The sequence below is a fragment of the Mucilaginibacter sp. cycad4 genome (assembly GCF_034263275.1).
Taxonomy (GTDB): Bacteria; Bacteroidota; Bacteroidia; order Sphingobacteriales; family Sphingobacteriaceae; genus Mucilaginibacter.
Genome location: NZ_CP139559.1, coordinates 3536104 through 3550795, shown reverse-complemented (window position 1 = coordinate 3550795; position 14692 = coordinate 3536104). Strand labels below are relative to the sequence as shown.

Here is a 14692-nt window from a genome sequence, read left to right as displayed (position 1 = left end):
TATAACCAAACACGTATCGCGATAGCATCGGCACATGGCCTGCTGTTCTGAAAATTACAGTTAAAGTAAGGTACGTACATGATGTACGCGCCTTACTTATTTTATTACATCAATCTTTACTGCAATAGCCAGCGTTGCTGCGCACCGCCATTCCATCCCCATTGCACAAGCTTGTAGCCATTTACAGATGAGCTTGAATTATCCAAAGCTCCGCTGGTAGCCTGGCTCCAGATTTTGAAGGTACCATCAGATTGCTTGTCGACCCACCAGCGTTGATTATTAGCACGGGTGGGTGTCCATTGATCCAGTTGCAAGCCGTTGGTTGCAGCACCGCCCGGAACATCCAGCGCCAGCCAGCTCATTTGGCTTACAATATTCCATGAGCTATCCTCATTCTGGGTGAAATTCCATTTTTGAGTTTGCCCGTGGTTTAAGCCCCATTGCACAATACCTGCGCCGTTGGTACTGGTATTGTTGTTATCAACCGCTACACCGTTTTGGTTGCTTACAATGTAATGCATACCGGCAATTTCGTCGGGTTGTGCGCCGGGGGTATATTGCAGCCATGCCACCGCGCTGGCAAATTTGCTGGTGGTTAAAGTATTATCGGTAGGTGTAGCCTGGTTCCAGCCGTTCCAGGTGATGTTATAATCGGTGCGGCGGTTGGTCCAGATGGCGTTGGCATTTTGTACCATCCATGCGTAATAGGTACTCCACATACGGTTATCCCTTACAAAATGGCCTAACCCGCGTGCAAATTCATCACCCCAGGTATTAAGGTAACCGGCGTTATTGGTAATGACACCATTGGTGGTCATGTTGTTTTTTACATAATCAATTGATCGTTTGGCATCGTTGTAATAATTTACGTTCCCGGTTATCTGGTAAAGTAAGTTGGCGTAATCAACAAAAGTACCCTGGTTATACACTGCCGATCCTGTATCAACTACATTATTACGATCTATTCCGGCGTAAACCTGGCCGGTGGTAGAGTTGTAAATGTGATGCCAAACCCAATCGTAGATCTGGATGGCCTTATCCAGATAATTTTGATCATGTGTGCTTTGATAAATGTAGCAGGCCACCTTACCGAGGCTGTTGTTGGATAGCGCTTGTTTGTTGATCGGTTCGCCGGCCGGGGTTTTATCGGGTTGTTGCTCCCAGATACCTCCGCCGTTGTACTGTGTGTCCCAGCCACGGGCATAGGCCATATCGAAGCCGTATTTGGCCTGCGTTAAAAAGTTGGAATTATTGGTGATCTGGTAGCCGCGGACCAGCGCCAGCGAAAACCAGCCGATGTCATCGTTCCATCCGTCCCAGGTCCAGGGTACGGGTGTATTTTGCAGCCAGGTGGCGCAGAGGTTGTTCACCAATGTTTTGTGTGCTGCGCTGCCTGTGCGCTCGTAGGCATCTTCGGCCACCAAAATATCCAGCGAGGCTACCCAGGTGCCATCGGCAGTACCGTCGCTGATAGATTTTTTGTAATACGTTTGCCCCCCGGAGTTTACCAGAAAGGCATTATTGTAGGCGTTAAAAGCCACATCGGCATTGCCGGGGTTCACTACATTGTGAGTGCCCAGTTTTTGACCTGTCGGTTGATCGGTATTGACTTTTACAAAATCGTTCTTTTTACAGGCCGATAATGTTAACGCCAGGCCGGCGGCAAGGGGCAAAAAAAGCCGCATAGGGTTGTTGGTTGTCAGGTGTTTCTTCTTCATGGTTTGTTGTTTTGTTTATAGATTGATATTGATTGATGTGCAGATGAAAGCGAGAGGCGGTTATTATGGCAAAGGCATCCCGGGCCGGGCGTTTTCCGGCAAAAAATATGTTTTCAGTATAGTGTAGGGCATTAATCAACAGGTGGTTAGGCTGCCACCTGTTGATCATGTTTTTTAGAAAGCGTTAAACTCGGCCACTTGTGTGTAGGAGGCGTTGTATGCCGAATTAACGATTACCTTGATGTACCTGGCGCTTTTAAACCCGTTGGGCAAAAACTGCTTTTGCAGGTCTTTGTTATTCAGTAAGTTGAATGTGCCGGCATCTGTCCATATAGTATTATCGGGGCTTACCTGGATATTAACCTCATTAGGCTTACCACCTCCGTCGGCCTGGCGGCCAACAAACGATACGCCGTGGAGGGTTTTAGCTTCCTTCATATCAATGATGATATAATGCGGTGGCCCCGGCGAAGCGCCAGACCATTGCGTATGCCAAAAAGTTGAGGTATTGCCGTCCAGTGCAAATATAGCCCGTCCGTTGTTGGGCCCTTCGCCATTAGCCTCCTGCGAGGAAAAGCCTATAATAGCCCAGTTAGCACGATCATAATTTGCATAATCGTTAAAATCGGGCTGGGCTTTAAGGATAAAGAAAGTAGTACGTAAAGCTTCGCGCACTTTTACCGGGTTACCGCTAATACTTACGGGTAAAATATAAGTTTTTAAAGCGTCCATTGCGCCTGTTCCATTGGTTTTTAGGCTAATGGTTAAAGGTGCTGTACTTACCTTGCCCTTCGGAATAACCGCCGAATTTGCCGATAGCGTATAACTGCCTTCGGGCAAAAGCGGGTAGCTGGTATTATTGGCCACGTTAAAACTATCGGCCAGCGCTTTATTAACCGCGAAGTTAACGGAGATGTCGCTGCCCGGATATCCCTGGCCGCCATAATTGGCCCCATAAATAAGGGTTTGCACACTATCGGTTATTTTTAGTGTTTTCACTACCGGGCCATTTACGGCCTCGGGCATGTAAATTTGGTTATAGCTGTCTATGGGCTGGTAAGGTAAAACTACATTATCCTTACAGCCCGATAAAACGGTACTTTGAACAAGGGCCACCAGGCCCATGAACTTTAAAATATGTTGAATTTTCATACTCCTCTTACTGAATAATTAATGAATTGCTTACCATCCGGGGTTTTGAACAACCAGTTTTGAACGGTCCATATCGTACTGGCTTATCGGGAACCAATAGGAGGCCGGCGACCTGAACAGGTGATTACTTACAACCGTACGTTTATAAAAGTCGTTGCCATCCTTGTTCATGTTCATACCATGTACATCGCCCATTACCTGTGCTGCAATTTTCCAGCGGCGGATATCAAACCACCTTAGCGATTCGAAAGCCAGCTCAACCCGGCGTTCCTGGCGGATACGCGTACGCATATCTGCCTGGCTTGGCGGTATGGGCAGATCGGTAGTGCCATATTGCGGTACACCGGCCCGCTCCCTGATCAGATTTAAGTATTTTACGATATCGGCATCACCAGGGCTATATTCGTTCAAGGCCTCGGCATAATTTAAATAAACCTCGCCCAATCTGAACAAAACCAGCGGGCGAGCTTGCTGCGCACCATTACCGCCTGAGCCAGCGTTGGTTTGCGTGCCCACATTTTTACGCACCAGGTAGCCGGTTTTGGTAAAATCAGTAGGGTGGCCGTTTTTGCTGTTAGGCCCGCTCACAAAAAAGCTGATAGGTGCTGCCGACTGCATATTCCCTCCCTGGAAAACAGCATTATTATAAGTTACCGACGCGTAAAACCTTGGCTCGCGGTTGATATACATATTATAAACCTGTACGCCGTTTACGTTGGTAAAACCTGTTTCGGAGTATAAAGATGATTCGGTAATTGGTTTGCCATCTTTCATGAAGTAAGCGTCAACCTGTTCCTGCGTTACACCAATGCCATCCCAGCCTCCGGCCTGGCGCGGCATACAGTGGGTATCCCAGGTAGGTAAGCTGTTTGATTTACGGTTGAAGATCTGTTCTGAATTCCATTGTTGTAAGAAAATACCCTGGTAGGATTTTGCAGGATCGCCGCTGCCGTCTTTATATAGTTGATATAACCCTAAATCGATAACTGCCTTGGCGGCATCGGCAGCTTTTTTCCATTTCTGCAAATCATAGGTTTGATTGATTAACGGTTTTCCATCCGATCCTTTAAACGATGCATATTCGATATTGCCATTATACAACGGACTTGCAGCATAAAGCAACATTCTCGCTTTTACAGCCAAAGCCATCCCAATTGTCGCTCGCCCGGCCTGGACATCGCTGGCCTGGCCGTTATTAGATGCAACCCGTGGTAATACAGCCGCGGCTTTATCCAACTCACTGCTTACATAGCTTACGCAATCATCATAAGGGCTTCGGGGTAACTGCATGGCATCGGCTGTGGCATCGGCAGGGATCTCTTTTTCTCCAACCAAAACTACCGGGCCATACTGGCGCATCAGCAGAAAATAAAAATATGCGCGCAAAAAGCGGGCTTCGGCTTTGTACTGATCAATTAACTGCTGTCCGTTCAATGCCAGAATTTCGGCGTTGCCATCAATGTGGTTTAAAAAGTAGGTGGCCGAACGGATGCCATTGTAATAGTAGCTCCACCTATCGAATATAGCGTTGCTCGGGCCTATGTTACCGATGTTGAGATCGTAAATGGTGTATTTAGACCAGGTTATATCCACCTCGTCGGCATTACCGAGCCATGGGTTTTGTGTCCATTGTTCGGATAGGTCATCTACGTAACTGTAAATATTAGCGAGGTATTGCTCGGAAGGGCCTTTCTTTTGAAATACCTGTTCGATGGTGATCCTGTCATTAGGCACCTGGTCCAGGTATTTTTTACAGCTGCTGCTAAACAGCAGGGTTACTGTTAGTATTACAGTGCTGCACTTTATGATAGTATTTTTCATATTTAATATTATATTGTATGATCAATTATTTAAAGGTGCATTTGATGCCCATATTATAAGTTTTTAACAGCGGGTATTGCGCGCCGCGACCATCGCCAAGCTCTACGTCCCAAAGCTTAAAACCACTTACCGTCCATAAATTGTAGCCGATAAAATAAATGTTGAAGTTTGACATGCCTACCGAACGGAGCCATTTTGCGCCGGCAAAATCATAGCTAAGCTGCAGGGTTTGCAGGCGCATAAACGCGCCGTTTTTAACCCACCAGGTGCTGTTGGCGTAGTTCATGTTATCATTACCGTAAGTTAGGCGCGGGTAAAACGGGCGGGGATTGGTGCTGTTAGGGGTCCATCTGTCGGTGATTTGGGCAAGCAGGTTGCCACGTTCGCCACCCTGGCTAAAGGGTTGCAGCCCATCTCCGTTCAAGGATACATCAACATTGCTAATGCCTTTAAACCAGCCCGCTATAGAGAAACCTTTATAGCTTATGGTAGGGCCAAAACCATAAACAATTTCCGGGATGCTGCCGTAACCGATAGGGCCCTGATCAAAATTATCGATCTTGCCGTCGCCGTTCAGGTCTTTGTATTTGATATCGCCCGGCTTGTTCGTGCCGGTTTGGTAAGGGCTGTTGGCTACATCGGCATCGCTCTGAAACAAGCCCAGATCAGTATAGCCAAAACGCTGGCCAAGTTTACGCCCAATGCGTTGTTGCCATGGGTATGGCCAGGGGGCGTTGGCATCATTAATTACTTTAGCCCTGTTCCAGGTAAAGTTGCCCCTGAAGGCTGCTACCCAGTTGGCGCCAATCCGTTTGTTGATATCCAATGTAGCATCGATGCCACGGTTATGCACTTCGCCAAGGTTGGCATAGGGGAGCGTGCGGATCCCGGTATAGGTGGGCACATCGCCGCGCTGCCTGAAAATGCCGGTGCGGTTTTCCTGGAAAACATCGGCAGTTAATGAAATCGCGTTATCGAGCATTTTAAACTCAATACCCAGGTTTTGTTTTTTTGCCTTTTCCCAGGTTACGCTCACGGCATAATCGCCGATATCAAGGCCGTTCAGGCTTTGGTCGGTACCATTTTGGCCGTATGAGTAGTTGCCGTTACCGCCGCCAACAGTTGAGATATAAGCAAACCTGCGGCCGCCGATATTACTGTTACCCACCACACCGTACGAATATCTCAGTTTTAAAAACTGGAAGGTATTGGCCAACGGCTTAAAAAATGATTCTTCAGAAATTACCCATCCTAAACCAAATGAAGGGAAGAAACCAAAGCGATGATCAGGAGCGAAGGTTTCGGAGCCGTTATAGCCAAAGTTAGCCTCAGCCAGGTATTTATTATTGTAGGCATAGGTGGCCCTGCCTGCAAGCCCCATATAACGGTAGGGGATAGAGCTGATGAAATCATTGGCAAAGGCATCTTCCCTGTCTGATTGATTGTAGAGGATCAGCCCGGTAACCGCATGTTTTCCAAATGTATTATTGTAATTAACGGCCGCTTCAGTGTAAAATTGGCGCGTGCCTCCATTTGAGCGGTTATAACCCAAAAAGCTGGTGCCGATGGAGGTTTTATCCAGGAGCAGGTTGCTTTTATCATCCCGACCGGTAGCCAGGTACCCGTCAACCGTTTTTGTGCGGCTTATGATATGCGTATTATAGTTATCAAACGAGTACATGGCTGTTGCCGAGAGGCCCTTCAATAGCTTACCCAGATCCTGGGTTACCCGAATGTTACTCCATAACTGGCTCCTGAATTCATTGACATAGCCGCTTTGTGTAAGCAGGTTGTAGGGGTTCAACACATCGCCGGTACGGATCTGTGAATGCAGGCCATTAGAATAAACCGGAGGGATCACAATAGGGGGCATCACATATGCCGAACCCCAGATGGCATCAACCGAATTGCCAGGGTAGTTACCGTTGCTTATCCAACCGGAGGCACCGAAATCAACCTTGGTGGTTTTGGTAACATTAAGGGTTAGGTTAGATGTAAAATTATACCTGTCGAACTTAATGGCCGAATTATAATTAGCCAGCTGATCTGTTTTATATAAGCCGTTCTCGTTATAATATCCAACAGATAAATAATACTGCGCGTTTTCTGACCCGCCGTTAGCGTTGACCCTTGCCCGGCGGTTCTGGCCGAATTTGTTAAACAGGGTTTTAAACCAGTCAACATTAGGATAAAGGTCGGGATCAGCGCCACTGGCTGTTTTCTGGATACGATCGTCACTGTATTTAGGCAGGGGATCATTAGGGTTACTGCTTTTATAGGCTTCATTAGCCATTTGCATATAGGTAACACCATCGGCAAATTTAGGGATGCGGGTAAACTGGGTTACACCCTGGTCATACTGCGCGTTAATGGTAGCTTTGCCTGGTTTACCTTTTTTTGTTTGAATAATGATAACGCCGTTGGCCCCCCGCACACCATAAACTGCTGTAGCCGAAGCATCTTTCAAAATACTGAAACTGGCTATATCCTCCGGATCTACGTTAGCGAGGTCCCTTTCAACACCATCAACCAATACAAGCGGACTGCTGCTGGTAAAAGTAGCGATACCACGGATGTAGATCTCCGCATTATCATATCCCGGTTGGCCGCTGCGCTGTACACCGATAACACCGGCTACACGACCGGCAATCAGATCTGAAAGGTTGGCAACAGGTTGTTTTAGTTCCTCCGCTTTTATCGTGCTTATGGCCCCTATCAGGCTTACCTTTTTTTGTTGGCCATAGGCTACTACTACCACATCATTTAACCCGGTAGCTGTTTCCTTCAGCACAACATTGATCTCATGTTTATTATTTACAGGTACTTCCTGCGTGGCGAAGCCAATAAATGTGAACACCAGCGTACTATTACCATCGGGTAGTTTTACCGAGTACGAGCCATCTTTACGGGTTGATGTACTTGCGGGGCCGTCTTTTAGCTTTACGGTTACACCGGCGAGGGGAATGCCCTTCTCGTCGGTAACTTTACCTGTTACCGTTACGGCTAACGACTTACTATCCGCCGTGTTATCGACAGGTCGTTGTTTAATAATAATCATATTCTCGATGATCTCGTAGGTGATGGGCTGCTGCGAAAAACACCTGTCGAGCACGGCAGATAAAGGCTCGTTTACGGCGTTGATACTCACGTGTTTTGCCTCTTTCAGCATTTTGTTATCGTACACAAACTCAACACCGCTTTGCCGGTGCAGTTGCTTAAACACATCTAAAAGTGAAACATCTTTTACCTTTAAACTGATGTTTTGCGAATAGGTGGCCGCGCTTACATGGAGTAAGGCAACCAGCAATAAAACAAACGTGAGCTTCATTATCAGCAAAATTTTGAACAGGACACGCCGGTCCCAGTTGCATGGGAATGCAATGAAAAATTTATACATTTGGTTAGGGTTAGTAAATAATTGGTTGTAAGAAAATAATCGGTTGTTAACCCTTATGCCGAAAGGTATTTGACCGGGGGCGCTCCGACCTGCTCCTGGTCTCTTTTTACATAAAGGTTTTGTAATGAGATTTTTAGGTAACTGTTAATCCATCACTGTGATCCTCCTTCCTGTAATTTTAAAATGAACTGATCCTGTTGCTTCCAGTGCTTTAAGTACGATATCGATATTTTTATGCCGTGAAATTGTGCCGCCGAAACTGTGCTGATTTTGCAGGCTTTTTTTGTTTTCAAATACAACTTCCACATTATACCAACGGCTTATTTTTTGCATGGTGCTTTCAATACTTTCGTTATCAAACACAAAATAGCCTTCTTTCCAGGCCACCACATCGTCGGTATTTACCGTTGACACCGAAAAGTCGGAAGCATTAAATATTCCTTGCTGGCCCGGTATCAGGTGTGTGTTATTATTGGTTGAATGGAGACTAACCGAACCTTCTAAAAGGGTGGTTTTAATTGTTTTATCTTCGGGATAACCCATTACATTAAAGTGTGTGCCCAAAACCAGGACCTCCATACCGTTAACCGCTACTTTAAATGGCATTTTCCTGTTTTTGGCAACCTCAAAATAAGCCTCGCCTGTAAGCGCCACCCGGCGTTCCTTACCCATAAATGCCACGGGGTATTTGATAGATGAGGCCGAGTTAAGCCACACTTTTGTGCCATCGGACAGGATGGTTTGATAAATACCCCCGCGTGGTACAGTCAGCGAATTGCTATCTGGAATGATTGTATTTTCGATGTTATTATTTGTATTATTATTTTGACGATATGAAAGTATACTGTCGCTTATTTTTTGAATAATAACTCCGGAAGCGCCGCCAATCTGCCCGTTTTTTGTATTGTTTAAGATAATAGATTGTCCGTTGGATAAGGTAAGGTAGGCCTGGTTTTTACCCGGTAAAATATTATTGACCGATTGGTTATTCCGTGTTTTTTGTTCCCGGTAATGCCATAAAAAAAGCCCGGCCGAGAGTAGGAAAATTATGCTGGCGGCATACTTTAGCCAGGCATTTGACCGCTTTTTGATAATCTCAATCGGCTTGTTAAAATCCAACTCCGACTGCATTTTAGCTATGATTTGGGCTTTGATAGCCTCTTCATCGCCAAGGGTATTGTCCCACTCATTGTCCATGAGTTTTATTTCGGAGTAATGGCTCTCCAAAAGCTGCTTTTCTTCGTCGGTGCATTGCCCGGAAAGGAACTTCTCGTAAAGTGAAATAAAATCCTGTTTCGACATTTTGTGGTTTATATAAGTATAGTACCCGGTTCATCAAAAAGCTCACATACTTTTTTTATCTTTTTTATATTTCATTATGCGGTTTTAACATTTTTTTTGATTATTTTTATAATACCAGTTATAATGTTAAAATACTCAAAAACAGATCTTGAACTATGGCAATCGGTACGCCATGATGATCAAACAGCATTCGATTTGTTGTTTGATCGTTACTGGATTAGCCTGTATAAAACAGCTCATTATTACCTGGACGATGACGAGGTTTGTGCCGATGCTGTTAACGATGTTTTTGTAAGTATCTGGAACCGGAGAAAAGAACTGGAAATAGCTTCTTTTTCCAATTTTATGCAAACCTCCGTCCGCTTCCAGATCTACAAACGGCGCAAAGCGGTTAAGCTTGAAATTGTTTTTAAAGAGGATATTGTTGTTGAAGGAAGGCACGAAAATAACGACGGTGAAACCCGGATCAGGCAATCTGAAATTGACAACCTGCTCAGTAATCATTTAGATCAACTACCCAAACGTTGTCAGGAAATTTTTGAACTGAGCCGGTTTGATAACCTCTCCAATTCAGAAATTGCCGAGCGCCTCAATATCTCAAAACGCACTGTCGAAAATCAATTAACTTTAGCTGTAAAACACCTTAAGGTTTGTTTGAAGCATATTTATCTTTTGGTGTTTTTTTATTTTATGTGATTACAGGAGATATCGTTACTGCTGCCGTTCGCTTCAGATGAGTGGCTATTGTTCCTGCTTTTGCTACGGCGGCCGGAGGCCGCTGGATAGTTGCCACTCGGCTGGAGCCCATAGCCGTTAACTTAAGGAATTAATTGAACAACGGGCTTTAAAAATCCCCTCTCGAGAGCAGGGCGCGGAGGAACGAGTGGTGGCAGGGGTGTGTTTCTGCTACAAGCTTATCAAAGCAGAAACACACCCCTCCGCCCCTCTCAAGAGGGGAATCGCACAATTCCGCGCTTTTTCTTCCTAAGTTAACGGCTATGGGCTGGAGCCGGGCGGCGGCTTTAAAAAAGGCAGTCCGAAGCTTGTGGCTTCGGACTGCGAATAGCGATACTGCCGGGTGACGGAGTGTAAGTTTATAAACTCAATTGAGCTAAAGTTGAAAACTTTAGCTATGTTTCACCATGGGGTACGCTACGCTAAACCCGCGGGAGATTTTTTAATTCTTCACAATTTTATAAATACTACCGTTGGCATTTTCCGGCCCGGTATCCGAATTGGTCAACACATAAACTTCGCCAGCCGGATCCTCGCCAAAACCGATGATCTTTAAATTAGCCGGGATATTTTGAAAGGTAATTTTGCCGCGTTGCCATTGGCTTCCGCTTTTTTGCAGGTAAAACATTTTGCCTACCCAATCGGCAAATACATACTTGCTTTTTAAAACAGGTACTTGTTTGCCGTTATATACATAACCACCTATTACAGAAACCCCTTCGGTATGGCTATATTCGGCAATGGGCATCGTAATTCCTTTAATGTCGCAACCGGTAGCAGGGTTATAACAATGTGTGCCCTCTGTTAAGCGCCAGCCGTAGTTGGCTCCTTTGGTTACAATGTCCACTTCTTCCCAAAGGTCCTGGCCTACATCGCCGGCAAATAGTTGTCCCGATGCTTTATCAAACGAAAAACGGTAGGGGTTACGGAAACCAGAAGCCCATATTTCAGGTCGTGCGTCTTTTTTCCCAACAAAGGGGTTTGTTTTGGGAACGTTATAGGTTGCATTTGTATTCACATCAACACGCAAAATCTTACCAAGCAGGTTGCCTAAGTTCTGTCCGTTACCGATCTCGCCATGCTTATCGCCCTGGCCTCCGCCGTCGCCAAAAGATATATACAAATAACCATCACGGCCAAATTGGATGCAGCCACCGTCGTGATTACCATCGGGTTTATCCTGTTCAAGGATAATACGGCCGCTGTTTGGGTCGATCCCGTTTGAATTAGCTGACAGTTTATACTCGGCTATCACATCTTTGTGGTTGAACTTACCTGTAGTATTAGCGCTGTAAAAAACGTAAAATTTTTTATTTGATTTAAATTGCGGGTGCAGGCAGATGCCCAACAAACCGCGCTCTTCATAACCCTTGTTCACTTTCAGCATTTTGCTTCGCAGATCAAGCAAGGGTTCATCAAGCAGTTTACCGTTTTTAACTACCCGGATTTTGCCGGGTTGCTCGGTTACCCAGATGTCGCCATTACCCGGAAAAGTGAGTGCCGTCGGCGATTGTAAATTGGAACTGACCTGTTGAACTTTTACGGTAATAAGTGGTGGTTCGGCTATGTTTGGTTTAGATCCCGGAAAAACATACGATGAACAAATAATCATCACAGCACTCATGCCCATAATACCCCAAAAGGCAGGCCTTTTTTTATTGTTGACGAATAATTTTTTCATAAAGGTTTTGTTGGTTGGTTTAATGTTTTTAGTGCTTAATGCCCGAAATCGAACCAGAGCGTACCGCTTACCGGTTCACCACTGGCCTGATTAGTTTGGCTTTGCGGCCCCATTACTTTTGCCGCCTGGAACTTGGTACCAATCGGGCTTATGGCATTTAAAAAACCGATACTGCCTTCGGGGAAAGCAGGTTCAACGTTATTATTATTCAGCGCAGCCTGTTCCCGTGCCGGGCGCAGCATTTGCAGGTAAATGTTTTTGTTAGCTGTGTAAACTGTAAAAGGAGACTCCTTGGTTTCAATAACCGCCCAGTTAAGTTCGGCGTGATAGCCTTTAAACTCCGGATATCCCCAGGTTTGACCGGTGATGGTATTATTATAAGCCTTATGCCAAACGCCAAATTGCTGCCCTTTGAGCCTGTTTTTCCAAACACGGTACGGGCCGCGGCCCAGCCACTTCATCCCCGTGATCTTTTCTTCGGGATAGTTAAAAGTGATGCCCATAAAATCGGCATCGCCTTTTTGAGTATATTGATATTCCAGTTTTGCAGGCTGCCCCGGGGTAAAAGTCCACTTTACATGGAGGGTTGCATCGCCATCATAATCGGTTTCAACAATATGCCCGCCTTTAATGGCCTTATTGGTAAACAGTTTTAATGATGTATTTACACCAGCCAAAATAGGACCGCCCGATAAAGAAATGGTGCCCGATGGTTTAATTACCTTTTGAATATAGCCGGTAGTTTTATCGAAATAATAAGTGATGCCATCACACACAACCTGGAGTTGCTGATCAGTTTCATTGATTTTTATTGGTGATTTAACAGGGGAGGAGACAATTTTGTTAATAACAGCAGGGGCTTTTAATGCCCAGCTCCAGGTAAAGATCTCTTTTTTATCCGGCCCATAGGCAGTAAGGTACAGCGCGTCGTTTTTTGCCCACGATGTTGGCAGGTTCAAATTGAGCACACCTTTTTCGCCGGGTTTAAGATCAAACTTGGCCATTGAACCTACAGCGCTTACAGTTGTAGCAGTTGTTTTGGCACTGGCCGATGGAAATTTGACCAATTGCCATTTAAACGTACACTGGTTAAGATTGGTAAAACTATACCTGTTTTCTACGGGTACTTTTCCGTTGAAGGTTTTATCAATTGGCTGGGGATCAATGTAAACCGGCGACCAGATCTCTTTGATAGCATAAAAGCTACCTTCTTTTTCGCGATGCGGGCCAACGATCCCGTCGGGTGCATGGTTACCATCCGAATCATAGGTTCCGTTTTTATCGGTGCGGATAACCGCTTCATCTAAAAATGCCCATATAAAGCCGCCTGCACCATGCGGGTGCTTTACCATTTGCGCCCAAAAATCATCAAGCGCCGCACCGGCACCGCCGTCATATAAACCGTGCATAAACTCGGTAGGGAAAAATACTTCCTTTCCGTTGGCGGCAGCGTTAACCATATAGTTATAATCGGGATAGTGTTTGGTATCCGTACCGTTAAACTTTTCCCAGGGATGAATAACTGTACGCTTTTGAGGGTCATACAGGCCATAATCATTATCCAGGTCACGGTTAAAACCGCCTTCGTTGCCATTATCCCAAAATAGGATGGAAGGGTGGTTTACGTCGCGCACAACAAGTTCTTTTACTAACTTACGTCCCGTAGGTGTATCATAATTGGCCTGCCAGCCGGTAAGTTCATCCAAAACGTAAATACCTAAGGAATCGCATACATCTAAAAAGTCGGCATCAGGGGGATAGTGTGACATGCGTACCGCGTTCATGTTCATCTGTTTCATTAGCTTAACATCCATTAACTGAATGTCGTGGCTTAGGGTACGACCGGTTTCGGGCCAAAAACTATGGCGGTCGCTGCCTTTCATGATAATCCTGGCTCCGTTTACATACAAGCCGTCGTTAACACGCAACTCAACAGTGCGGAACCCGAATTTTTGCTTAACCTGATGAACAACGCCTTGTTTATTTTTTATAGCGACGGTAACCTGGTATAAATTAGGAAACTCGGCATTCCATAACAAAGGTTTATTGATGTTCGATTTTAGTTCGATATGATCACCGGGAGTGTTTGCTTTTAATGAAAAAGGCCGGCCAACCTTTTCGCCGGTTAATTTTTGTATTTGCGCTTCTATGGTTTCGCCGCCTTTTAAGTTTTGTGAATATACATCTGCTTGAAATGAACCATCGGCCCTGGCGTTAATAGCAAGCCTGTCAATATAAGTTTCGGGTACAACTTCAAGGTAAACCGGGCGATATATACCGCCAAATACCCAAAAGTCGCTATTGCGGCGTTCGGCATCATTCACAGATGCATTTGCAGATGTTTTATCAACGGTAACCTCAAGCAGGTTTTGAGCATTGAGCTTTACCAGGTTGGTTATGTCATACTTGAACCTGTAAAAACTGCCCTGATGTATGGGGCCTGCCTGCTTACCGTTCACCATTACTTTAGTATCGGTCATGGACCCTTCAAAAACGATAAGCACCCTTTTATTTTGCCAGTTACCTGCGGCAAACTCATGCTTATATAAACCCTGCTCGTTAGCCTTAACTTTATCATGGCCGTAATTGTAGGTACCGAAGCCCTGTAGCTCCCAGTTGGATGGAACCGGGATTTTTGTCCACTGATTGCTCTTACGCCCATCGGTACAAAAGAAATCCCATTGCACGGTGTGGTCTTTATCTGTGCCCGACAAATATTTAATAATGGTTTGTTGTCCTGATGCGTTGAAGCAGGTAGCGATGAAGAATAGTTGCAGAAGTGCTTTTTTCATTACTGGTTATTTAAGCCTGTTGCGAAGTTTGTTGGTAAAATGTTAATTGGTTGTACTACAGGAATATTTAAGCCTGTTAACAAGATTACTCAAC

Annotated in this window: 8 protein-coding genes; 1 reads left to right on the top strand and 7 read right to left on the bottom strand. The window is 45.3% G+C overall.

Going from position 1 to position 14692, the window contains the following annotated elements:
* Positions 1-116 precede the first annotated feature (116 nt).
* From SNE26_RS14270 to SNE26_RS14250, 5 genes are all read right to left on the bottom strand, one after another.
* Positions 117-1718 carry an RICIN domain-containing protein gene (locus SNE26_RS14270; RefSeq protein ID WP_321560013.1) on the bottom strand — a complete coding sequence of 534 codons (1602 nt, stop codon included), beginning with the start codon at positions 1716-1718 and terminating at the stop codon, positions 117-119.
* Between the two features lie 174 nt (positions 1719-1892).
* On the bottom strand, positions 1893-2870 hold the full coding sequence (locus SNE26_RS14265; protein ID WP_321560012.1) for a BT_3987 domain-containing protein: 978 nt from the start codon (positions 2868-2870) through the stop codon (positions 1893-1895).
* Between the two features lie 30 nt (positions 2871-2900).
* Positions 2901-4691 carry a RagB/SusD family nutrient uptake outer membrane protein gene (locus SNE26_RS14260; protein ID WP_321560011.1) on the bottom strand — a complete coding sequence of 597 codons (1791 nt, stop codon included), beginning with the start codon at positions 4689-4691 and terminating at the stop codon, positions 2901-2903.
* Between the two features lie 25 nt (positions 4692-4716).
* Entirely contained in the window at positions 4717-8019 is a 3303-nt protein-coding gene (locus SNE26_RS14255) for a SusC/RagA family TonB-linked outer membrane protein (RefSeq protein ID WP_321560010.1), read from the bottom strand.
* 213 nt (positions 8020-8232) lie between these two features.
* The gene (locus SNE26_RS14250) at positions 8233-9390 is read right to left on the bottom strand and encodes a FecR family protein (RefSeq protein ID WP_321560009.1); all 1158 of its coding nucleotides are present in this window, start codon (positions 9388-9390) and stop codon (positions 8233-8235) included.
* A 123-nt stretch (positions 9391-9513) separates the two neighbouring features.
* Between SNE26_RS14250 and SNE26_RS14245 the strand changes: the two genes are divergently transcribed.
* Positions 9514-10086: an RNA polymerase sigma-70 factor gene (locus SNE26_RS14245; protein ID WP_321560008.1), complete on the top strand. Its 573-nt coding sequence runs from the start codon at positions 9514-9516 to the stop codon at positions 10084-10086.
* Between the two features lie 481 nt (positions 10087-10567).
* On the opposite strand, the gene SNE26_RS14240 is transcribed toward SNE26_RS14245, so the two are convergent.
* Positions 10568-11806, bottom strand: coding sequence for a PQQ-dependent sugar dehydrogenase (locus tag SNE26_RS14240; RefSeq protein WP_321560007.1), 1239 nt, complete (start codon positions 11804-11806; stop codon positions 10568-10570).
* Between the two features lie 35 nt (positions 11807-11841).
* Positions 11842-14598, bottom strand: coding sequence for a glycoside hydrolase family 2 TIM barrel-domain containing protein (locus SNE26_RS14235; protein WP_321560006.1), 2757 nt, complete (start codon positions 14596-14598; stop codon positions 11842-11844).
* Positions 14599-14692 lie beyond the last annotated feature (94 nt).

What these genes read in the sequence shown, in the direction of transcription:
- SNE26_RS14235 (WP_321560006.1), bottom strand. Translation starts at nt 14,598, where the DNA reads ATGAAAAAAGCACTTCTGCAACTATTCTTCATCGCTACCTGCTTCAAC.
- SNE26_RS14260 (WP_321560011.1), bottom strand. Translation starts at nt 4,691, where the DNA reads ATGAAAAATACTATCATAAAGTGCAGCACTGTAATACTAACAGTAACC.
- SNE26_RS14245 (WP_321560008.1), top strand. Translation starts at nt 9,514, where the DNA reads ATGTTAAAATACTCAAAAACAGATCTTGAACTATGGCAATCGGTACGC.
- SNE26_RS14240 (WP_321560007.1), bottom strand. Translation starts at nt 11,806, where the DNA reads ATGAAAAAATTATTCGTCAACAATAAAAAAAGGCCTGCCTTTTGGGGT.
- SNE26_RS14250 (WP_321560009.1), bottom strand. Translation starts at nt 9,390, where the DNA reads ATGTCGAAACAGGATTTTATTTCACTTTACGAGAAGTTCCTTTCCGGG.
- SNE26_RS14255 (WP_321560010.1), bottom strand. Translation starts at nt 8,019, where the DNA reads ATGAAGCTCACGTTTGTTTTATTGCTGGTTGCCTTACTCCATGTAAGC.
- SNE26_RS14265 (WP_321560012.1), bottom strand. Translation starts at nt 2,870, where the DNA reads ATGAAAATTCAACATATTTTAAAGTTCATGGGCCTGGTGGCCCTTGTT.
- SNE26_RS14270 (WP_321560013.1), bottom strand. Translation starts at nt 1,718, where the DNA reads ATGAAGAAGAAACACCTGACAACCAACAACCCTATGCGGCTTTTTTTG.